Raw genomic sequence first — 20,354 nt, forward strand, 5'->3', positions numbered from 1 at the left:
ATCAGAACAGGTGGCGGATGCCGACGGCGTAGCTGTTGCCCTTCACGCGGCCATCGATATGGTCGTACAGATAGGTGGCATAGATATCGGTACGCTTTGACAGATAGTGGTCGTAACCGAGGCCGCCAGTATTGTGGGCGCCGGTGTGGACGGCCGGATTGTCCACCGTGGTGCGAGCCCACGAGGCGAGGATCGATCCCGTTGCGGTGACCGGCACGGAAGTGCCCAGTTGCCAGGTGCGCGAAGTGACGTTGGTGATATTGTTGTCGGTGTGCTGCGCCGAAGCGTACAGCTTGGCCCAGCCCGCGTTGTAAGCCACGCCGGCCAGGTAAGCGTCCTGACTGGTCGATGGCGCCACGGCTGCCGTGCGATCGCGCTGGGCCGAGAACACTGCGGTCAGCGCACCGTTCACGTAGCGGAAATGCAGGCCCGCGTTATAGACCTTGTTGTTGCCGGCTACTTCGCCCGGCGCATACACCACGGTCGTGCTCAAGCCGCCCACGGTTGGCGCCACGTACTGGATCACGTTGTTCCATACGGTGTCGCCGATGACGGTGTTGCTGAAGGACGCCACATAGCTTTGCACCACCAGCGGCGAGAACACCACGGAAGAACCGAAGGGATTCACCATCTGCATCGACACGTAATAAGGCGAGGTGTGTCGGCCAAAAGTCAGCTGGCCATAAGCGCCGGAGAGGCCTACCCAGCCGCTGCGTGAAAAGCCGGTCGGGTCAGCGGCACTGCGGCCTGCGCCGCCGGTATCGGGCTGGAAGAATTGTTCGAGCTGGAAGACTGCTTTCATGCCGCCGCCCAGATCTTCACTGCCACGTACGCCCCACCAGGACGTGGTCAAGCCGCCGGAGCCGACGACGGCAGTGCGTGCCACGCTGTCGCTGCGTTTGATGCTGCCGGCATAGCTGCCGATCAGACCATAGATTTCTACGCCGTCCGCTGCATAGGCATAGCTGGTACTTGCAAGAAAAAGGGCAACGAGGCAGCAAGCTGCCGCGCGTTGTGGGCTGCGCATAGTGAAGTCTCCGGGTTGAATGCCGACGGACTCTGGTGGTCCGTCTGGCAGGGGGAAGGGAATTATTCGCGGTTAAGTACGCGGTGCATTTGTTCGGTGTCCAGCGCCTTTTCCCATTTCGAGATGACAATGGTGGCGACCGCATTGCCAATCAGGTTGGTCGGCGTCAGGCCTTCGGACAGCAAGCGGTGCACGCCGAGGATCAGGGCCACGCTCGCGACCGGAATCGAGCCGACCGTCGACAAGGTGGCGGCAAGCACCACGAAGGCAGCGCCGGCGACACCAGCGGCGCCCTTGGATGTCAGCAGCAGAACGCTGAGCAGCACGATTTGCTGGGTCAGGTCCAGCGGAGTGTTGGTGGCTTGCGCCAGGAACACGGTCACTGCCGACAGGTAGAGACAGGTGCCATCCAGGTTGAAAGAGTAGCCGGTCGGGATGATCAGGCCGACGACGCTGGGTTTGCAGCCCAGCTGCTCCATCTTGGTCAGCATGCGCGGCAGCACGCTTTCCGAGGAAGTGGTGGCCAGGCAGACCAGGATTTCTTCGCGCAGATAGCGCATCAGCTTGAAGAGGCTGAATCCACACATGCGGGCGATCGGGCCGAGGATGGCGAAGATGAAGATCAGGCAGGTCACGTAAAAGCAGATCAGCAGATTGCCCAGAGAGAGCAGGGCAGTCGCGCCGTATTTGCCGACCGTGAAAGCGATGGCGCCAAAAGCACCCAGCGGCGCCGCCCACATCACAATGCCGACCATGCCGTACAGGACTTTGGAGAAGCCTTCCAGTACGTCGATCACCGGCTTGCCGATTGGACCGACACGCACCAGGGCGCAGCCCAGCAGCACCGATACCAGCAGCACTTGCAGGATGTGTCCTTCCGACAGCGATCCCACCATCGTCGAAGGAATGATATTCATGATGAAGGGGATGATGCCCGCCTCATGGCCCTGGGCCACGTAATTCTTGATGGAGGCCGTATCCAGATTGGATGCGTTGACGTTCATGCCCACGCCCGGCTGCCACAGATTGACCACCACCAGGCCAACCACCAGCGCAATCGTGGTCATCACTTCAAAATACAGCAGGCCTTTGATGGCGACGCGGCCGACGCGGGACATATCGTCCATCTTGGCGATGCCCAGTACCACCGTGCATAAGATGATCGGCGCAATCAGCATGCGAATCAGCTTGATGAAGCCATCGCCCAGCGGCTGCATTTTGGTGCCGAATTCAGGGAAATAGTGGCCCAGCAGGATGCCGAGCGCCATCGCGATCAGAACCTGAATCCACAGTTGTTTATACCAGCGCCGCACAGCCGGTTTGGCGGGCGCACTCTCCATGGTGCTAGTCAGCATGAAACGTCTCCTTATAGGTCTAAGGCGCATTCTGTCATAGCCCGGAAAACATACAATGCCAATAACGCACTAGCTGTTATGACTAAATTGAATAACGTCGGTTCGCCCTTGACTATTTATAGATGTCGATTACAATCTAAAACAAATGCGATGCCCGTTCTCTCAGCGGGCAAATTTTTTCATCATAACTGTGCATATGCACATTAAGGAGCAATGTATGAAGCAGCGTAAATTCCTCGTGACAGGCGCGACCGGGAAAACCGGTGTGTACACCATCGACAATCTGCTGGCGCAAGGGCATGCGGTACGTGCTCTGGTGCGCACGGAAGATGAGCGCAGTGCAGCCTTGAAGGCGAAAGGTGTGGAGATCGTCGTCGGCAATTTGCTGGAACATGACGATGTCATTCGCGCCACCCAGGGTGTCAATGGCGCTTATCTGTGCTACCCGGTTCGTCCAGGGTATATCCAGGCAACCGCCTATTTCGCTGACGCCGCCCGGCGCGCCGGGCTGGAGGTCGTGGTGGAGATGTCCCAGATTTCCGCCCGCGAGAACTCGAAAAGCCATGCGGCGCGCGACCACTGGATTGCTGAGCGTGTGCTGGACTGGTCCGGCGTTCCTGCTGTCCATATTCGTCCGACATTCTTTTCCGAGTGGCTGACCTTCCCGTGGGTACGCGACAAAATCAATCAGGAAGGCAAGATCACATTGCCTTACGGAGAAGGGCGCCATGCCGCCATTGCGGCGGAAGACCAGGCGCGCTTTATCGCGGCTGTGCTGGCTGATCCAGCCGGCCACATTGGCAAGACCTACACCCTGTGCGGGCCTGTCGAGATGAATCAGCAGCAGATCGCCGATGAAATGAGCCGCGTCCTGGGCCGGAAAATCGTCTACGCCCCATTCACCATGAAAGAGTATGAGGAACATCTAAACTCATACGAACTTGATCAATTCCTGATTCAGCACTTCATGGCCATTGCGACGGATTACCAGAACGGGATCTTTGCCGGAGAAGACCAGGTTATCGAAAAGCTCACGGGCAAGGCACCGCAGACGGTGGCCGAATACGTCAACGCCAAGCGCGATCTCTTTTAACTTCATCAGAAAGCAAACTATGAACATTCAAAATTCAGTCGTATTTGTGACCGGCGCCTCGCGCGGCCTGGGACTTGCATTGGCGCGCGAAGCACTGCGCCGCGGCGCGAAGAAAGTGTACGCCGGCGTACGCGATACCCAGGGTTTCAATGAACCCGGTATGACGCCGGTCCGGATTGATGTCACCGACATGGACAGCGTGCAAAGCGCCGCTGCTGCCTGCGCCGATACCACGATCCTGATCAACAACGCCGGCATCGTCGCGCTGGATGCGGATGCATTCGACGGCGCGCTGGTCGAAACCTCGCATCGCATGTTCAATACCAATTACGGCGGCATTCTGCGCGCGTCGACTGCTTTCGCCCCGGCGCTGAAAACTGCGCGGGGAGCAATCGTGAATGTGCTGTCGGACGCCACCTGGCTGGGCGTTCCGATGCTGACGGCGTACGGTGCCTCGAAGGCCGCCGCATGGAGTTACACGAATGCGCTGCGCCTGACGCTCAAAGCTTCCGGCGTACAGGTGCTGGGCCTGCACGTCGGCCTGATGGATACCGACATGACTGCGAGCCTGGATCTGGTCAAGACCGACCCGAACGTTGTGGCGGTTCGTACGCTGGACGCACTGGAGGCGAATCAGGATGAGGTGTTCGGCGATGAAGGCACGGCGGCAATTAAAGCAAGTTTGAGCGGCGTCAATCCGGCATATCTGAACCCTCCGCCATTTGGGGCTTAGATTGCTATAATCCTCTATTATTTGGAAGGGGAAGCTGGTGGTGCGTAGATCGAAAGCCGATGCCGCGGAAACGCGTAAGCGAATTCTGTCTACGGCCGCCAATATCTTCCTGCGCAACGGGATCGCTGCGACGGCGATCTCGGACATCATGATCGCGGCGGGTCTGACGCAGGGCGGCTTCTACCGGCATTTCGATTCGAAAGAGCAGCTCGTGGCGGAAGCCATGGCGACGGGGTTTGAGGAGATTTTTGCCAATCTCGAAGCTGCCATCTCCGGCAAGGCGCCGCGTGAGGCCGTCCAGATTATGGCTGAACGCTATCTGCATCAACTGACTGCGGCGGAAGACCAGCCACGTTGTCCGCTCTCCAATCTGTCCAGCGAACTTAGATTGGCCGATGATCTGGTCAAAACCGCTGCGTTCCAGGGCTATTCCCATTTTGTGAAGCTCTTCGCCTCCTACCTGATACGGCTGGATTACATGGATTATGTGGGCCTGGCCGAATCAATTGTGGTGGTCCTGGTGGGGGCGGTGACGCTTTCCGGCATGACGCCGGCAGAGGCGGCGGCTGAGGCGATCCTGGTGAACGCTCAGAAAGCGGTCACCCTCTTGCTCGACGGGGCGGCGACCAGTCCGGCCTTAAGCATGGCTGGGCGCTGATCAATCATCCGATTGATTACAAAATCGGTCACAAATTGGCTTGGTGCATGCAAAATGTTTGGATGCACAAATACCTCAGCCCCCTCATCCTATCCGTCTGTCTCATCCAAACCAGTATCGCCAGCGAGCTGCCGCGCATCGTTTCGAAAGATGGGCGACATGCCTTGATGGTCGATGGCGCGCCGTTCCTGATTCTGGGCGGACAGGCTCACAATTCCAGCAACTATCCGGGGGCGCTCAAGCAGCTGTGGCAGGCCACGGCCGATGCCAGCGCCAACACGGTCGAAGTGCCGGTGGCCTGGGAGCAGATCGAGCCGGTGGAAGGGCGCTTCGATTTCAGCTTTGTCGATACCCTGGTCAAGGAAGCGCGCCAGAACAAGGTGCGCCTGGTGCTGCTGTGGTTTGGTACCTGGAAGAACACCAATGCCACCTATGCGCCGGAATGGGTGAAGTTCAATAACACGCGCTTCCCGCGCATGCTGGACAAGGCGGGTGAGCCGATTTATTGCCTGTCGCCCTTCGGCGAAGAGACGCTGAAGGCCGACCGCAAAGCCTTTGTCGAACTGATGAAGCACGTCAGGCAGATCGACGAGAAGGACCGCACCGTGATCATGGTGCAGGTGGAGAACGAGGTTGGTACTTACGGCCTGGATCGCGATTACGGCGCCAAGGCGCAGGCGGCTTTCGCGCAGCCGGTGCCGCAAATAATCCTGGCGGCGAAGAAGTCGCCGGCGCCGGGCGCCGCAGCGGGCACCTGGTCCCAGGTCTACGGTCCGTATGCCGAGCAATACTTTCATACCTGGGCCATCGCCAGCTATATCGAGGAAATCGCCAAGGCCGGGCGGGCGATTTACGACCTGCCGATGTACGTCAATAATGCGCTGCGCGATCCGCTGGAACCGATGGCGCCGTGGAAGGACAACTTTGCCAGCGGCGGTCCGACCTTCGACGCGATCGATATCTATAAAGCTGCCGCACCGCATATCGAGCTTGCTGCGCCGGATATTTATCAGCACGAGTGGACCAAGGTCACCGCGACGATCGGCAAGTTCCAGCGGCCCGATAATCCGCTGCTGGTGCCTGAAATCGGCAATTCCGAAGACTTTGCGCGTTTCGCCTATCTGATCATCGGCCGCGGCGCGCTGGGCTTTTCACCCTTTGGTCTGGATTATTTCGACTACAGTAATTTCCCGCTCGGCGCCAAGCTGAAAGACAAGCGCATGGTCGAGCCCTTCGCCAAGGTGTACAAGGTATTCCGCCCCATGCAGCGGCAGTGGGCAAAATGGGCGTTCGAGGGCCGCACCTACGGCGTAGCGGAAAGCGAGGAGCGTTCGCCGCAGACGATTCAGATGAAGGGATGGAATGCGGTGGTGTCCTTCCGCGAATGGCAGATGGGCGAGAAGCACTTCTTCCCCAATCTCACCGAGCTGCCGCCCGGTACCGAGTCCCCCAATGGCGGCGTGGCGATTGCCCAGATTGCCGACAATGAGTTCATCGTCGTCGGTCAGAATGCCCGTGTTAAGATCGGTGGCGAAAACAAGCGCGCGCTATATGCCCGCGTGGAAGAGGGCTATTTCGACGCGTCCGGCAAGTGGGTCATGGAACGTAACTGGAACGGGGATCAGACCGATTATGGTCTGAACCTGACCGACAAGCCGGTCGTGCTCAAGGTGCGCTTGGGCACCTACTGAGGAGAGCATGAAACCTGAAGTGTTAGTGATGGCGGCCGTTTCGTCGGCAGATGTGATGTCGCAACTTGAACAGCATTTCGAATGCCACCACTTGTGGCAGCAGCCGAAGGAGCTGCAGGCAGCCTGGCTGGCCGGCGTGGCAGGCGGTGTGCGGGCCGTGCTCACTACCGGCAGCATCGGTATCAAGGCAGACCTGGTGGCGCAGCTGCCGAAGCTGGAAATGGTCGCCGTCAACGGCATCGGCACCGATGCGGTGGACCTGGCGGCCACCCGGGCGCGCGGTATCGCGGTCAGCAATACACCAGGCGTGCTGACCGACGATGTGGCTGATCTGGCGCTCACTTTGCTACTGTCCGCCGCGCGCCGTTTGCCGGCCATGGACGCTTTCGTCCGCAATGGTTCCTGGGCGGCGGGAAAAGCGCTGACGCCGGCACGCGCCCTGCGCGGCAAAGTCTGCGGCATCTTCGGTTTCGGCCGGATTGGCCAGGCGATTGCCATGCGCGCCCAGGCCTTTGGCATGCAAACACTTTATTTCCAGCCGCGCGCCATTGAAGGTGCTTCGGTGCCACGCGCTGCTTCCCTGCTCGAACTGGCTGCAGCAAGCGACTATCTGGTGATCGCGGCCCCGGCCAGCCCGGCCACCCATCACGCGGTCAACGCGGAAGTGCTGCAGGCATTGGGTGCCCAGGGAACACTGATCAATATCGCCCGCGGCTCCCTGGTGGATGAGCAAACCCTGATCGCGTCCCTGCATGACCGGACACTTGGCATGGCCGCCCTGGACGTTTTCGCCGACGAACCGAGTGTTCCGGCTGCGTTATGTGAACTGGAAGACGTGATTCTGACACCGCACATCGGCAGCATGACGGTGGAAACCCGCCACGCCATGGGCCAGCTGGTGGTGGACAACCTTCTTGCGCATTTCAGCGGCCGTCCGCTAGCTACACCTGTCATGTAGTCAGACTTTGGGTATGATGAGCGTTCGTACCCAAAAATTCAGCCTGATCCGACATGACCACAACCGCTCAAACCGACTGCAGCCTGGCCCTCGATATGATCATCTTCGGGGGCATGGGCGACCTCGCCATGCGCAAACTGCTGCCAGCGCTGTACATGGCTCACCTGCATGGCAACCTGCCTCCGACAACCCGCATCATTTCCACTGGCCGCCAGGAATTCGACCGGAATGCCTATCTGGCCTTTGTCGAAGAGCATTCCCGTTCCTTTATTACCGGCGGCGCCTTCACCGACGAGGCATGGCGCGGCTTCCTGCAGTTGCTGGAATATGTGCGCCTGGATGTGCAGCAGGATGATCTGGCGGCGCTGGCGAAGGCGTCGCGTCCCGGTGCAGAGCGCGTGTTCTATCTGGCCACCGCGCCGTCCCTGTTCACCACCATTTGCGACAAGCTGGCCGCCGCTGGGCTGGTCGACAAGAACGCCCGCGTGGTGCTGGAAAAGCCGCTGGGCCGCGATCTGGCATCGGCGGTCGAGATCAACGAGGCGGTCGGCAAGCATTTCGAGGAATCGCAGATCTATCGTATCGACCATTATCTGGGCAAGGAAACGGTACAGAATCTGATGGTTCTGCGCTTTGGCAATTCGATTCTGGAACCGCTGTGGCGCGCGCCGAACATCACCAGCGTACAGATCACGGTGGCCGAAGAGGTGGGTGTTGGCAGCCGCGCCGGCTTCTACGACAGTGCAGGCGCCATGCGCGATATGGTGCAGAACCACTTGCTGCAGCTGCTGTGCATCGTCGCCATGGAGCCGCCGGCGTCGCTGGCGCCGGACGCGGTCCGCGATGAAAAGCTGAAGGTGCTGCGTTCGCTGCGGCCCTTCACCCTGGCCACCATTGCGCGCGATACGGTGCGCGGCCAGTATGTGCGCGGTGTGAGCGGCAATCAGCCGGTGGAAGGTTATCTGGAGGAGCGCAATGTGCCGCAGGATAGCAGCACCGAGACTTTCGTCGCCCTGCGAACCTACGTGGACACCTGGCGCTGGTCCAAGGTGCCGTTCTATCTGCGTACCGGCAAGCGCATGCAGCGCCGTTCGTCCAAGATCGTGGTGGAGTTCGCGAACCCGCCGTTCCCGCTGTTCCCTGAGAGCCCGGGCGGTGTTGCCAATCGCCTGGTGATCGAGTTGCAGCCGGAAGAGGCGATCAAGCTGCAGGTCATGGCCAAGCAGCCGGGCAGCGGCATGAAGATGCAGCAGGTTGAATTGAACCTGGACCTGCAGTCCGCTTTCTCTCAGCGCCGCGCCGAGGCTTACGAGCGCCTGCTGATCGACGTGGTGCGCGGACGCCTCACGCACTTCATGCGCCGCGATGAATTGGAAGCGGCATGGCAGTGGGTCGAGCCGATCATCAACGGCTGGACTGCGCTGGCCGAGAAGCCCAACAACTACGCGGCTGGTACCTGGGGACCATCCGAATCGTTCGCGCTGCTGGCCCGGGATGGATTTAACTGGGTCGAATAGGCATGCCCCGCAGCCGCAGAGGTTTCTTCGCACTGGCAGGCGGTCTGCTCTCGCTGGCTCTCGGCGTGGCGATCACCGTGCCGGCGACGCCCGCCGCCGCCACCCCGACGGCGGGCGTCTCATCGGATGCGGGCGCGTTTGGCGCTGGGCCGCTGCATCTGCGCTGGGAACTGCTGCGCAACGAGGTCCCGCCCCAAGGGCCGGGCAGAGCGCTTGCGCGGCTGACCATCAGCAGTGACAAGCTGTCCTTGCCCACCAGCGGCTGGGCGCTGTACTTCAACGTCATGGATGGCCTTGCGCCGCAATCGTTGGGCAATGGCCTGGCGCTGGAACAGGTCAGCGGGCAGTTGTTCCGGCTGCGTCCCGTTGCTGGCTTCGCGGGTCTGGCGCCAGGCGCCAGCGTCGCGGCGGATTTTCTTTACCCCGGCCCGCTGACCAACACAGTGAAAGCGCCCGCCGGACCGTATCTGGCCTTTGATAATCAGCCGGAATCCGGCGCTGCGATCACCAGCTACGAGATTGCGCCTTTACTCCGCCCCGAGCAGCTGAACGCCGGGCCGCATGCGCCGGCCATTGTGACGCCGGAAGACTGGTACGCACGCAACTCCGCTATTGCCGACATCGCGCCCGATGCGCTGCCGCCAGTGTTCCCAAGCCCGCAGCACGCCGAGCGCGGCGCGGGCATGCTGCATCTGGCGGCCATGCCTATGATCGACGCACCGCCCGCCTTGCGCAACGAAGCAGTGATGGCAACGGCCGTGCTGGCACCATACTTCGGCGCGATGGCGCCCGGCACGGCCCACGCTCCAGCCGGCAGCCGGGCCGGCGTCCGGGGCGGCGTGCCCGCCACTGGCGCGGTCCCGGCCGGTTCCGCCTCCGGCGTGGCCACGACGACGCTTCCGGTCCCACCTGCGACCACGGCGTCAGCGGCGGCAAGGGCACGCCTGACGCTGCGTGTTGCCGAAGTCACCGGCAGCGCCTCGCCTGAGGCATATGTGCTGGCCGTCGATCCGGCGCAGGGCATCACAGTGCAGGGCGCCACGCCGAGCGGCGTATTCCGTGGCCTGCAGTCGCTGCGCCAGTTGCTGCCGCTGATGCCTGCGGCGACCGGCGGCGTCGAGTTGTCCGAGCTGAAGATCACCGACGCGCCGCGCTTCGCCTATCGCGGCGTCATGCTCGATGTAGCGCGCAACTTCCAGCGTAAGGAAGTCATCTTCCGCCTGCTCGATCTGATGGCACGCTACAAGCTCAATGTATTCCATTTCCACCTCACCGACGATGAAGGCTGGCGGCTGGCGATCAAAGGCCTGCCCGAGCTGACGGACTTCGGCGCACGTCGCGGCCACACGCTCAGTGTCGCCAGCCATTTGCAGCCTGCCTATGGCTCCGGCCCGCAGTTGGACGACCCGCACGGCAGCGGCTTTTACACGCGCGAGGACTACATCGCCATCCTGCGCTACGCTCAGGCGCGGCACATCGAAGTCATCCCCGAAATTGAAATGCCCGGCCACGCGCGGGCTGCCGTGAAGGCCATGGAGCAGCGCTACCGCCGCCTGGCCGCTAGCGATCCGGCCGCCGCGCGCCGCTACATGCTGCGCGATCCCGGCGACCGCTCGGCATACACCTCGCCCCAGCTATATCACGACCACGTGATGGACCCTGGCCTGGACTCCACCTACACCTTCATCGAGCACGTTGTCGCGGAAGTCGCAAGCATGCACAAGGAAGCAGGCGTCCCGCTGGCCCGCATGCACGTTGGCGGCGACGAAGTCCCAGCCGGTGCATGGGAAAAATCACCGGCCAGCCAGCGCCTGAAGCTGAACTCGACCGCCGACCTGTGGGACCGTTTCTACGACCGCGTGACGGGTATTCTGGCGCGGCACGGCATGTCCGCATATGGCTGGCAGGAGCTTGGCGTGCGGCACAAGGAGCCGAATCCGGCTTTCAGCCAGCGCGGCATTCAGCTGCTGGTCTGGGACGACGTCGGCACCTCCGCGGACATGGCCAACCGGCTCGCGCATGCCGGCTATGGCGTCGTGCTGGCGCCGGCGACGCAGCTCTATTTCGACATGGCCTACAACCGCAATCCGGATGAACCGGGCGTGAACTGGGCGGCATACACTGAGCTGGACAAAGCCTTTGCGTTTGACCCAGCCCACTATGGCACGCGCAACATCCTCGGTATTGAGTGCACGCTGTTCACGGAAACCGTGCGCGAACTCGATCGCATGGATTATCTGCTGATGCCGCGCATGCTCGCGCTGGCGGAACGCGCCTGGGCGCCCGAGCAGGCCCGCGACTGGTCCGTCTTCGCCAACCAGCTAGGCAAGCGCGTGCTGCCACGCCTGGATGCAGAACGCAGCGGCATCGCCTATCGCATCGCGCCACCGGGCTTGCACGTCGAGCACGGGCAGGTGCTGGCCAATCATCAGCTGCCGAGCTTTGCACTGCACTACACGCTGGATGGCAGCGTGCCGACGGCAAACAGCCCGCTCGTGACAGGCCCCATCCGTACCCATGGACTGGTACGCGTAGCTGCGGTGGCGCAGAACGGCCGGGTGGGCGCGGTGTCGGAAGTGCGCCTGCCATAAGCCTGCGCGCTGCGGTCAGCTGCGCCAGTGCGCGCTGACCGCTTCAATTTCCGCCAGCAGTGCGTTGGCGCCTGGCGATAGATGTGCGTTCTTGCGTGTGGTGATGCCGATGCTGCGTTCCGTACCCGGCAGGTCGAACGGCAGCACCACCAGCTGGCCGGTGCGCACCTCGTGATGCAGCTGGTGTGCTGACAGCACGGTCAGCATATCGCTGCACACCAGCAGGCCGCGCAGCAGCGCCAGGTCGCCCGTTTCGACGGCAGGCGAGGGCGCTTGCGCTCCGTGCCGCTGAAAGAAGTGTTCCAGCGATTCGCGCAATGGCGTGCCGCTGCGCGACAGCACCCAGGGATAGCCGGCCAGATCCTTCAATTTCAATTTGCCGCGCTGCGCCAGTGGATGGCCGGCACGCGCCACCAGCGCCGCCTTGTCCTCCAGCAGCGCGCGCGAGTCAAAGTCATCGCCAACGCCGCTGCGCTGAGCGCCGACAATGAAATCGATGCGGCCGCTCAGCAGGCTCGCCATCAATTCTTCATAAGGACTTTCGAGCGAACGGACATGCAGCAGTGGATGACGCTGTAGTACCGAGGCAATCGCCATCGGCAGAATCTGCGAGCGCGCCAGCGGCAGCGCGCCAATGGTCACGGTGCCCAGCACCACGCCTTGCAGCGCCGCGATATCCTCGGGAATGTGGCGCAGCTCGGCGAGCACGCGCTCGAAGGATTCCGTCCAGCGGCGGCCTGAATCGGTGGGCACCATGCCGTGCGCGCTGCGTAGGAAGAGCGCTTGGCCCAGCATATCCTCAAGCCGCGCGATGGCCTGGCTGACCGCCGATTGCGACACGCCCATGGCGTGCGCCACGCTGGGCATGTGGTGCATCTCTGCCAACAGCGCCGCAGCCTGAAGACGGCGCTCATTCAGCAGAGCCTCGATGCCGCCTACTTTGGCGCCATTGCGGTCGCGCAGCCGTACGGCTTCCTCGCGCACTGCATGCAGTTCAGCCTCAATACGGTCGGCGCGCCGGCGCACCACATCCCCAGCCGCGGTCAGCAGCATGCCGCGGCCTTTGCGCTCGAACAGCTGGGTGCTCAGGTTCTCCTCCAGCGTCGCCACCGAGCGCGCCACGGCGGACGAGGCCCGGTACAGGCTCTCTGACGAAGCCCGGATTCCCCCGCTGGCCGCGACGGCGTTAAAGGCATGAAGATGGCGCAGGCTGATCATGGACGGAAAATGTAGGTGTAATAAGTAAATTAGAACAAATCATCGTCCACAACGCAACCAAGGCTGCCGTCTCTGCGCGGATACTGGTGTCGTTCAAACAGCAAAACCGCAACGCATCATGAGCAATCAACCCGACTCCGATCTGCGCGCCGTGCCCTGCATGCTGATGCGCGGTGGCACCTCGCGCGGGCCATTTTTCCTGGAATCCGACCTGCCGGCCGATACCGCCGCGCGCGACCGGCTGTTGCTGGCGGCCATGGGTTCACCCGATCCGCGCCAGATCGATGGCCTGGGCGGCGCGCATCCTCTGACCAGCAAAGTCGGCATTGTCCGCCGCAGCACCACGCCGGGCGTCGATCTCGACTTCCTGTTCGCGCAGCTGCAGCCGAATAAGGACACGGTGGACGTCACGCCCAATTGCGGCAATATGCTGGCCGCTGTGCTGCCGTTTGCCCTGGAGCGCGGCCTGCTGCCGATTTCCAACGGCACGACCACCGCGCGCGTCCTGACTCTCAACACCGGTATGCAATGCGACGTGACGGTGCAGACGCCGCACGGCAGGCTGCAATACGGCGGCGATGCGCGCATCGATGGCGTGCCGGGAACGGCGGCACCAATCAGTATCAACTTCCTCGATACCGCCGGTTCGGTATGTCCGTCCATGCTGCCGAGTGGCCGTGTGCTGGACCGCGTCAGCGTTGGCGCCGAAACTATCGAAGCCACCCTGATCGACAACGGCATGCCCATGGTGCTGGTGCGCGCCACCGACTTCGGCATCACCGGCTACGAAACCGCGGCCGAACTGAATGCGCATGAAGCGCTGAAGGCTCGTCTGGAAGCGCTGCGCCTGGCCGTTGGTCCGCTGATGGGCCTTGGCGATGTCAGCGCCAGGAATTATCCGAAAATGTGCCTGATCGCGCCACCGCGCGAGGGCGGGGCGCTCGCGACACGCTGCTTCATCCCGCACGTTTGCCACGATTCCATTGGGGTCCTGGCCGCCGTGACCGTCGCTACGGCCTGCGTTCTTGACGGCTCGGTCGCTGACGGCATCGCTGTTGTGCCGCCAGGCGATGAGAAAACACTGTCCATCGAACACCCAACCGGCGAATTCAGCGTGGACCTGGGTCTGGACCCGAACAATCCCGGGCAAGTCACGCGCGCCGCGCTGCTGCGTACTGCCCGGCCCATCATGCGGGGCGAAGTGCTCGTTCCCGCGCATCTCTGAAGAAGGAAGACCATGCGCAAGCCTTTGATTATCGACTGCCACGGCCACTACACCACCGCGCCGAAAGCGCTGGAGGAATGGCGCAACAAGCAGATCGCCAACTTGAATACGCCGGAACTGGGGCCGAAAGTATCGGAGCTGAAGATCAGCGACGATGAACTGCGCGAGTCCATCGAACTGAATCAGCTGCGCCTGATGAAGGAGCGCGGCTCGGATCTGACTATTTTCTCGCCGCGAGCCAGCTTCATGGCGCACCACATCGGCGATTTCAATACGAGCGCTACCTGGGCTGCCATCTGCAATGAGCTGTGCGCGCGCGTGGCGCAGCTGTTCCCGGACCACTTCATTGGCGCGGCCATGTTGCCGCAATCGCCTGGCGTCGACCCCGCGACCTGCATTCCGGAGCTGGAGAAGTGCGTCAAGGAATACGGCATGGTCGGCATCAATCTGAATCCCGACCCATCAGGCGGCCACTGGACCTCGCCGCCGCTATCGGATAAATCGTGGTATCCGATTTACGAGAAGATGGTGGAATACGGCATCCCGGCCATGATCCACGTCAGCACCAGCTGCAATGCCTGCTTCCATACAACGGGCGCCCATTACCTGAATGCCGATACCACCGCCTTCATGCAGTGCCTGACCAGTGATCTGTTCAAGGATTTCCCGACACTGAAGTTCCTGATTCCGCATGGCGGCGGCGCGGTGCCGTATCACTGGGGACGCTTCCGCGGTCTGGCTCAGGAGATGAAAAAGCCGCTGCTCAGCGAACACCTGTTGAACAACATCTTCTTCGATACTTGCGTGTATCACCAGCCGGGCATCGACCTGCTGACCAAGGTCATGCCGGTGAAGAATGTGCTGTTCGCTTCCGAGATGATCGGCGCCGTTCGTGGCATTGATCCGGAAACCGGCAACTACTACGACGACACCAAACGCTATATCGAAGCAGCCAATCTGAGCGACGACGACCGCGCCAATATTTTCGAACACAACGCGCGCCGCGTGTATCCGCGCCTGGATGCAGCACTGAAGGAGAAGGGACTATGACCACACCGCTGATCAATCAACTGGGCGTCGTCAAGCGCAATATTGTGCGCGCAGAGCGCGAGCATGTCGATCACCTGGGCCGATTCGGCAGCGCGACGGTGCACGAAGCCATGGGCCGTATGGGCCTGCTGAAGCCGTACATGCGCCCGATCTATGCGGGCGCGCAGGCGTCCGGCGCCGCCGTCACCGTGCTGCTGCATCCGGGCGATAACTGGATGCTGCACGTGGCGGCGGAGCAGATCCAGCCTGGCGATATCGTGGTCGCGGCAATCACGGCCGATTGCACCGATGGCTACTTCGGCGACCTGCTGGCGACCAGCTTCATGGCACGCGGCGCCAAGGCGCTGATCATCGATGCCGGCGTGCGCGATGTGCGGGTGCTGAAGGAGATGGGCTTTCCGGTCTGGAGCAAAGCAATCAGCGCCAAAGGCTGCATCAAGGCGACGCTGGGTTCCGTGAACATTCCCGTGCTGTGCGCCGGTGCGCTGGTGAATCCGGGCGATGCTGTCATTGCCGATGACGATGGCGTGGTCATTGTGCCGGCAGCCGATGCGGCCCGCGTCGCTGCCGTGGCCCAGAAGCGCGAAGACCTGGAAGCCGAAAAGCGTGCCAAGCTGGCATCCGGCGTGCTGGGTCTGGACATGTACAGCATGCGCGGCCCGCTGGAGCAGGCCGGGCTGAAATACATCGATTGAAACTCAGATCACCGAGTCATTGAAAGAGTGGGGCACGCGTGTGAGCAGCTGGGACAGGCGGTGCAAGCCCGCACCCAGGTGCTTGCGGTCCTGAATGCTGCCGAGTGAGATGCGGATCGCGTGCTGCCCTTCCACTTCGGCGCTGAAGGCTTCGGCCGGTGTGACTGCCAGGCCTTCCATGGCGGCAGCGCGTGCCAGATCAGAAGAAGTCCAGTAGCTGGGTAGCTTCAACCAGATGTGCAGTCCATCGGGCGCCGCGCCGGGGCGGCCTGCCAGCAGCTCATGAGCAAGTTGCTGGCGAATTTGTGCTTCTTCCTTCACGCCCTGGAATAGCCGCTGCGCGGAACCGTCGAAAATCCATTGGGTGGCCAGCGCCGTTGTCAGCGGCGGCGCCATCAGCACGAAGGCGCGCAGGGCGGAGATGAAGCGCTGGCGCTCCACTGCGTCGCGCAGGACGACAAAGGCGACGCGCAAGCCCGGCGTCAGGCACTTCGACAAGGTGGAGATGTAGCAGGCATGGTCCGGCGCATGGCGCGTTATTGGTGATGGCGCGGAGTCGGCAAACAGCCAGTATGGATCATCCTCAATAATGCGCACCCCGCAGCGCACGACAGCCGCCGCGATTTCCTTGCGCCGCTTTGCCGGCATGGTGACCGTGGTCGGATTCTGCAGGGTGGGATTGAGATAGACCAGGCGCGCACCGTGACGCTTGCAAGCTTTCGTCAGAGCATCGGGCAGCATGCCGGATTCGTCCGTTTCGACGGTCACCAGCTGGCGGCCCAGCTGCATGGCTGCTGCGCGCAAGCCGGGATAAATTGTTGGCTCGGACAGAATCACATCGCCCGGCGCCGAATGCGCCAGGATCAGCGCAGCCAGCGCCGCCTGCGCGCCAGGGCAGACCACGATGTGTTCAGGATCGAGCTTGCCGAACATCGGTTCCAGCCATTTGGCACCGGCGGCGCGGTCGGATTCGCTGCCCCCGCCCAGGTGATAAGTCATCAGCAGCGCGTTCTCCGCGCGCAGCAGCACCTGCGACACGCCTTGCTTCATCAGATCATCAAAATTCACGCCGGCAGGTGGCGGAGGGACGTTCATGCTCAGGTCAAGCACTTGCGCCAGTTCGACCTTGGGCACGGCGACATAGGTGCCGCGCGCACCGCGGCCTTCCAGCAGATTGCGCCGCCTGGCTTCGTCATAAGCGCGCGTGATGGTTGTCAGGTCGACATCCAGCTGGGCCGCCAGTTCGCGCTGCGGCGGCAACCTGTCGCCGGGTTTAAGCAGGCCCTCGAACATTGCGCGTTCGAGGGCATCGGCAATTTGCAGGTAGCGTGGGCCGCCTCCTGAATCCAGCACAGGCAGCCATTCCATGGATCTTCTATGGGACATACTGCCGACGGATCTACTCGTCGAATTCTGAGCTCAGGTCTTTGAAGCCCTTGCGTACGGCGAAAGCCAGGAATTCATCCGGCGTATCGAGTACGATCAGCTTCTTTTCCTGAATCACCGGGTCGCCCGGCGTCAGGTCGGGACCCTTGTAGCCCAGCGTGCGCAGGTGCGCGCTGATCTCGGCGATAAGCTTTTTGTCCTTGTGCAGGCCGTCGCTGGCCGGTGCAGCCAGGTCAACATAGAGGTCGATTACGCCATAGCCTTCGTCGAAAATGCGGATGGCTTTGATGTCGATGGAGCGGCCGCTGCCGTCGCTGGCCTTGAAAGGGCCGCTGAGCTGGATGTCGGTGTCTTGGTTCATTTCGGCAGAATACACCAAATCCGGCCCAGCGGCGTCTACGATCAGCGCGAGGCTTGCGCTACCGTTTTGCCTTGTGCCGGAACGAAGTCCTCCATCACGGCTTTACGCAGCAGAGCAGGAGGCAGCATGCCCTGGGCCAGCACGAAGTCGTTGAAGGCCTTGCGATCGAACTTCGCACGCAGGGCTACTTCAGCAGCCTGGCGGGTTTCCATCAGGCGCTGGTAGCCGTAGAAGTAAGAGGTTGCCTGGCCCGGCGAGCGGAAGGTGTAGCGCTGCATTTCCTGCGTTGCCATGCCGTCGGACAGGCACACCTGGTCCATCAGGAAGGAGTGCACGTCTTCCGGCGTGATTTCGCCCAGATTTACCATCGGATCGAGGAAGGCGCGTGCCGCGCGCTGCATGCGGGCTTGCAGCGCAAACAACTGGCCGTCCAGCGGCTCATATGGCTGCATTTCCGCTTCCGCATACAGCGCCCAGCCTTCCACGTTCACGCTGTTGAAGGCAAACACCGCACGGGCGGTGGATACGCCGGTTTCCATCATCTTCGCAAACTGCAGTTCGTGGCCCGGACGCGCTTCATGCGCGGTCAGGGTCCAGGTAGCCGCCTGGTGGGTGAAGTCGTCGAAGACCTTGGCTTTGCCGCTGGCATCCGGCGGCATGCCGGTGGTCAGAACGAATTCGCCATATTCGCCGGTGTTGCCGATCAGGCGTGGCGGGTTCATATGTGGCGCGGGCAGGGCGGCGTTTTCGGCCGGCGTGGCGAGACGGATCACGGCCTTGCGGTCAGGCAGGCTCACGATCTTTTGTTCACGCACTGCGGCTTCGATCTGGCCCAGGCGCTCCTGGTACAGTGGCATCACGTTGTCGAGCGGGATCTGCTGCTTTTTCAATTCCTTGATGACGGCGCGGTAGTCCGCATTAGGCAGCTTGCGCTCTTTGGCGATCAGGCCGGCCGTAATATTCATCTGGTTGCGGATCTCGGAGAACGAAGTCAGTGCCTTGGCAATCAGTTCCTGCGGCGTGATGTCGACGCCGAACTGGTGCAGGTTGTCGGCATAGATTTCCGGTGGCAGGCGGTGATCGGCGCGCGCCAGCGGCAGAATCTTCTTGCGCACATTGTCGTTATACGCGTTCAGCTGCTTTTCCAGCGCGCTGAAGGCCGGCTCCCAGCCTTGCAGATCGCTCTTGGTCAGCAGATCCTTCATGCCGGCGATCAGTTGCGGCCCATCGTTCAGCGATTGTTCCACTTCGCCCTTGTAGGGACCCAGCAGCTTCGGATTGGCTTTCAGGCGTTCCTGCAAACGCTCCTGCGCCAGTTCGGTGATCGGACGATAGCCCTTGGTCATGCCCGCGTATTTTTGCAGGCGCACCAGCAGGGTTTTCTGGCGTTCTTTTGGGATGCGCGGATCGAGGGTCTGGCGCACCACCTCGAACAGCATCTGGTTCATGTCCTGGTAAGGCAGCATCAGCTTGCGCTGCAGCTCGTTCGTCTTGAGCTGGTCATTTCCGGTGTTGATCAGGATTTGCAGGTCCTGCTTGATCTTCGGGTCCGTTTCCGCTTTCAGGCGCTTCAGCAGTTCGGCGACGACTGCGCGCGTATCCTTGACGGTGGCATCGTACTGGTCGTGCGACATGTCGGTGATCAGTTCATCATAGCCATCCACGCCCAGCGAGCTGGCGCTCTCCGGCGAATATTTGGCCATGAGGTTCAGCAGCAGCTTGGCGTTGTCGTTGCTCTTGGCGACCCAGCCTGGTTCGGCGGCGCCAGCGAAGCCGGACAGGGAGGAGAACGCCAGCGTGATCGCGCCCAGCACGGCACGGACTTTCCAGTTTGGTTTCGACATCGGATTCCTTTTTTGTAAGTGGCAAGCTGCTTGTGGCAGCCCGGGGATGGGTTCGGGTGGACCGCCCTCCAGTATATGAAACTCCCCTGGCCACAGCAAAACCATGCGACAGACCGCTAAAAATCGGGGTTGAGATGAAGATTTCCGGCTATACGCGTATCGGGCGTTCCGGGATGATCATCAGTTCGCGGGCAGTCTGCGATGCGATTTGCGCCCCCAGGTCTTCTTCGACCATCGACAACGCGCGCAGCAGTGTGCCGGAGCTGATGGAGCGCAGGCGCCGTACCACAGCAGCCCGCTGTACCAGCCAGTGGATCAGGCGCTGCCTGGCTGCCTTCTCGTGCAACTGCATTCCGCCGGGTAGCAGCAAGGTGTCGATGTCGTGCGGTGCAGCATCGATGGTACATGTGGGCTGGAAGAGCATGCCGTTCGAGGCGCGGACCGGACCTTGCTGCAGTCCGATCAGCTCAAATTGGTAGGCAGCCGGCTGGTGCGCCAGCTGCGCCGCCTTGTAGAACACGTCCAGCGCGCCGCCGACTTCCAGCGCATGTACGCCGGCGAAGATCAGGATGCCGATACGCATGGCGCATCGCCTCAATTGCGGTACATTTCGCGGAACTCCGGGTTTTCGGCGACGTGGACTTTCACGCCATCCGCGTGCAGGTCCTTCGGCAGAATGAAGGACAGATTGAGCACGCCGCCCTCCGGTGTGAACAAATCGAATTTCCAGGTGAACTGTTTACCCTCGATGTTGAAGGTGATCGTCTCGCCATTCACCACCTTGACGTCCCTGGTGTTGGCGTTGATGTCGACGACGCGTTCGGCTGCCGCCGCTGCGGCCGGCGCGCCATAGACTTTTGGTGTTACGTCAAAGATGCCGGCATTGGCGTTCGAGACAAAGGCAGCGGCTGCAAAGGCAATGGCCGCAAGGGTTCTGGTGGTTTTCATGGTC

Annotated in this window: 18 protein-coding genes; 10 read left to right on the top strand and 8 right to left on the bottom strand. The window is 61.8% G+C overall.

The features are described from left to right. Position 1: 1 nt before the first annotated feature. Positions 2-1,027, bottom strand: coding sequence for a porin (locus tag AB4Z19_RS21915; RefSeq protein WP_442035977.1), 1,026 nt, complete (start codon positions 1,025-1,027; stop codon positions 2-4). Between the two features lie 62 nt (positions 1,028-1,089). Continuing rightward, a complete protein-coding gene (gene dctA, locus AB4Z19_RS21920; protein ID WP_442035979.1) occupies positions 1,090-2,382 on the bottom strand; it encodes a C4-dicarboxylate transporter DctA in 1,293 nt (430 codons plus the stop codon). A gap of 217 nt (positions 2,383-2,599) precedes the next feature. Here dctA and AB4Z19_RS21925 point away from each other — a divergent pair, with 217 nt between their 5' ends. The 7 genes from AB4Z19_RS21925 to AB4Z19_RS21955 all read left to right on the top strand — a co-directional run bounded on the left by AB4Z19_RS21925 (position 2,600) and on the right by AB4Z19_RS21955 (position 11,623). Next, a complete protein-coding gene (locus AB4Z19_RS21925; protein WP_442028525.1) occupies positions 2,600-3,475 on the top strand; it encodes an NmrA family NAD(P)-binding protein in 876 nt (291 codons plus the stop codon). 19 nt (positions 3,476-3,494) lie between these two features. After that, the gene (locus tag AB4Z19_RS21930; protein WP_442035981.1) at positions 3,495-4,208 is read left to right on the top strand and encodes an SDR family NAD(P)-dependent oxidoreductase; all 714 of its coding nucleotides are present in this window, start codon (positions 3,495-3,497) and stop codon (positions 4,206-4,208) included. 40 nt (positions 4,209-4,248) lie between these two features. Continuing rightward, positions 4,249-4,866, top strand: coding sequence for a TetR/AcrR family transcriptional regulator (locus AB4Z19_RS21935; RefSeq protein ID WP_442035983.1), 618 nt, complete (start codon positions 4,249-4,251; stop codon positions 4,864-4,866). 62 nt (positions 4,867-4,928) lie between these two features. Further along, complete coding sequence (locus AB4Z19_RS21940) at positions 4,929-6,557, top strand: GH35 family beta-galactosidase (RefSeq protein ID WP_442028522.1); 1,629 nt, start codon at positions 4,929-4,931, stop codon at positions 6,555-6,557. A 7-nt stretch (positions 6,558-6,564) separates the two neighbouring features. Continuing rightward, positions 6,565-7,515, top strand: coding sequence for a 2-hydroxyacid dehydrogenase (locus AB4Z19_RS21945; RefSeq protein ID WP_442035985.1), 951 nt, complete (start codon positions 6,565-6,567; stop codon positions 7,513-7,515). A gap of 53 nt (positions 7,516-7,568) precedes the next feature. Then, the gene (gene zwf / locus AB4Z19_RS21950; protein WP_442035987.1) at positions 7,569-9,032 is read left to right on the top strand and encodes a glucose-6-phosphate dehydrogenase; all 1,464 of its coding nucleotides are present in this window, start codon (positions 7,569-7,571) and stop codon (positions 9,030-9,032) included. Positions 9,033-9,034: 2 nt separating this feature from the next. Next, positions 9,035-11,623, top strand: coding sequence for a family 20 glycosylhydrolase (locus AB4Z19_RS21955; RefSeq protein WP_442023470.1), 2,589 nt, complete (start codon positions 9,035-9,037; stop codon positions 11,621-11,623). A 15-nt stretch (positions 11,624-11,638) separates the two neighbouring features. On the opposite strand, the gene AB4Z19_RS21960 is transcribed toward AB4Z19_RS21955, so the two are convergent. Continuing rightward, complete coding sequence (locus tag AB4Z19_RS21960; protein ID WP_442023468.1) at positions 11,639-12,841, bottom strand: LysR family transcriptional regulator; 1,203 nt, start codon at positions 12,839-12,841, stop codon at positions 11,639-11,641. Between the two features lie 118 nt (positions 12,842-12,959). Here AB4Z19_RS21960 and AB4Z19_RS21965 point away from each other — a divergent pair, with 118 nt between their 5' ends. The 3 genes from AB4Z19_RS21965 to ligK are packed head-to-tail and all read left to right on the top strand — an operon-like array spanning position 12,960 to position 15,811. Continuing rightward, entirely contained in the window at positions 12,960-14,066 is a 1,107-nt protein-coding gene (locus AB4Z19_RS21965; protein ID WP_442023467.1) for a 4-oxalomesaconate tautomerase, read from the top strand. 24 nt (positions 14,067-14,090) lie between these two features. Continuing rightward, positions 14,091-15,116, top strand: a complete 1,026-nt coding sequence (locus tag AB4Z19_RS21970) for an amidohydrolase family protein (protein ID WP_442023477.1) — start codon at positions 14,091-14,093, stop codon at positions 15,114-15,116. Between the two features lie 11 nt (positions 15,117-15,127). Further along, positions 15,128-15,811, top strand: coding sequence for a 4-carboxy-4-hydroxy-2-oxoadipate aldolase/oxaloacetate decarboxylase (gene ligK, locus AB4Z19_RS21975; RefSeq protein WP_442023475.1), 684 nt, complete (start codon positions 15,128-15,130; stop codon positions 15,809-15,811). A 3-nt stretch (positions 15,812-15,814) separates the two neighbouring features. On the opposite strand, the gene AB4Z19_RS21980 is transcribed toward ligK, so the two are convergent. From AB4Z19_RS21980 to AB4Z19_RS22000, 5 genes are all read right to left on the bottom strand, one after another. Next, positions 15,815-17,179 (bottom strand): aminotransferase-like domain-containing protein, encoded by a 1,365-nt coding sequence (locus tag AB4Z19_RS21980; RefSeq protein ID WP_442023465.1) that lies wholly within the window; start codon positions 17,177-17,179, stop codon positions 15,815-15,817. Between the two features lie 31 nt (positions 17,180-17,210). Beyond that, positions 17,211-17,558, bottom strand: coding sequence for a hypothetical protein (locus tag AB4Z19_RS21985; protein ID WP_442023463.1), 348 nt, complete (start codon positions 17,556-17,558; stop codon positions 17,211-17,213). A 41-nt stretch (positions 17,559-17,599) separates the two neighbouring features. Next, on the bottom strand, positions 17,600-19,402 hold the full coding sequence (locus AB4Z19_RS21990) for a DUF885 domain-containing protein (RefSeq protein ID WP_442023461.1): 1,803 nt from the start codon (positions 19,400-19,402) through the stop codon (positions 17,600-17,602). Positions 19,403-19,550: 148 nt separating this feature from the next. Further along, positions 19,551-19,985 (bottom strand): DJ-1/PfpI family protein, encoded by a 435-nt coding sequence (locus tag AB4Z19_RS21995; protein ID WP_442023459.1) that lies wholly within the window; start codon positions 19,983-19,985, stop codon positions 19,551-19,553. 11 nt (positions 19,986-19,996) lie between these two features. Then, positions 19,997-20,350, bottom strand: a complete 354-nt coding sequence (locus tag AB4Z19_RS22000; protein ID WP_442023457.1) for a CzcE family metal-binding protein — start codon at positions 20,348-20,350, stop codon at positions 19,997-19,999. Positions 20,351-20,354: the final 4 nt, after the last annotated feature.

The sequence above is a fragment of the Pseudoduganella sp. RAF19 genome (assembly GCF_052114165.1).
In the GTDB taxonomy this organism is placed as follows: Bacteria; Pseudomonadota; Gammaproteobacteria; order Burkholderiales; family Burkholderiaceae_D; genus Rugamonas.

Bases quoted from the DNA above. Each gene is read 5' to 3' on its own strand.
- AB4Z19_RS21915 (WP_442035977.1), bottom strand. From the start codon at position 1,027: ATGCGCAGCCCACAACGCGCGGCAGCTTGCTGCCTCGTTGCCCTTTTT.
- dctA (WP_442035979.1), bottom strand. From the start codon at position 2,382: ATGCTGACTAGCACCATGGAGAGTGCGCCCGCCAAACCGGCTGTGCGG.
- AB4Z19_RS21925 (WP_442028525.1), top strand. From the start codon at position 2,600: ATGAAGCAGCGTAAATTCCTCGTGACAGGCGCGACCGGGAAAACCGGT.
- AB4Z19_RS21930 (WP_442035981.1), top strand. From the start codon at position 3,495: ATGAACATTCAAAATTCAGTCGTATTTGTGACCGGCGCCTCGCGCGGC.
- AB4Z19_RS21940 (WP_442028522.1), top strand. From the start codon at position 4,929: ATGCACAAATACCTCAGCCCCCTCATCCTATCCGTCTGTCTCATCCAA.
- AB4Z19_RS21945 (WP_442035985.1), top strand. From the start codon at position 6,565: ATGAAACCTGAAGTGTTAGTGATGGCGGCCGTTTCGTCGGCAGATGTG.
- zwf (WP_442035987.1), top strand. From the start codon at position 7,569: ATGACCACAACCGCTCAAACCGACTGCAGCCTGGCCCTCGATATGATC.
- AB4Z19_RS21955 (WP_442023470.1), top strand. From the start codon at position 9,035: ATGCCCCGCAGCCGCAGAGGTTTCTTCGCACTGGCAGGCGGTCTGCTC.
- AB4Z19_RS21960 (WP_442023468.1), bottom strand. From the start codon at position 12,841: ATGATCAGCCTGCGCCATCTTCATGCCTTTAACGCCGTCGCGGCCAGC.
- AB4Z19_RS21965 (WP_442023467.1), top strand. From the start codon at position 12,960: ATGAGCAATCAACCCGACTCCGATCTGCGCGCCGTGCCCTGCATGCTG.
- AB4Z19_RS21980 (WP_442023465.1), bottom strand. From the start codon at position 17,179: ATGGAATGGCTGCCTGTGCTGGATTCAGGAGGCGGCCCACGCTACCTG.
- AB4Z19_RS21985 (WP_442023463.1), bottom strand. From the start codon at position 17,558: ATGAACCAAGACACCGACATCCAGCTCAGCGGCCCTTTCAAGGCCAGC.
- AB4Z19_RS21990 (WP_442023461.1), bottom strand. From the start codon at position 19,402: ATGTCGAAACCAAACTGGAAAGTCCGTGCCGTGCTGGGCGCGATCACG.
- AB4Z19_RS21995 (WP_442023459.1), bottom strand. From the start codon at position 19,985: ATGCGTATCGGCATCCTGATCTTCGCCGGCGTACATGCGCTGGAAGTC.
- AB4Z19_RS22000 (WP_442023457.1), bottom strand. From the start codon at position 20,350: ATGAAAACCACCAGAACCCTTGCGGCCATTGCCTTTGCAGCCGCTGCC.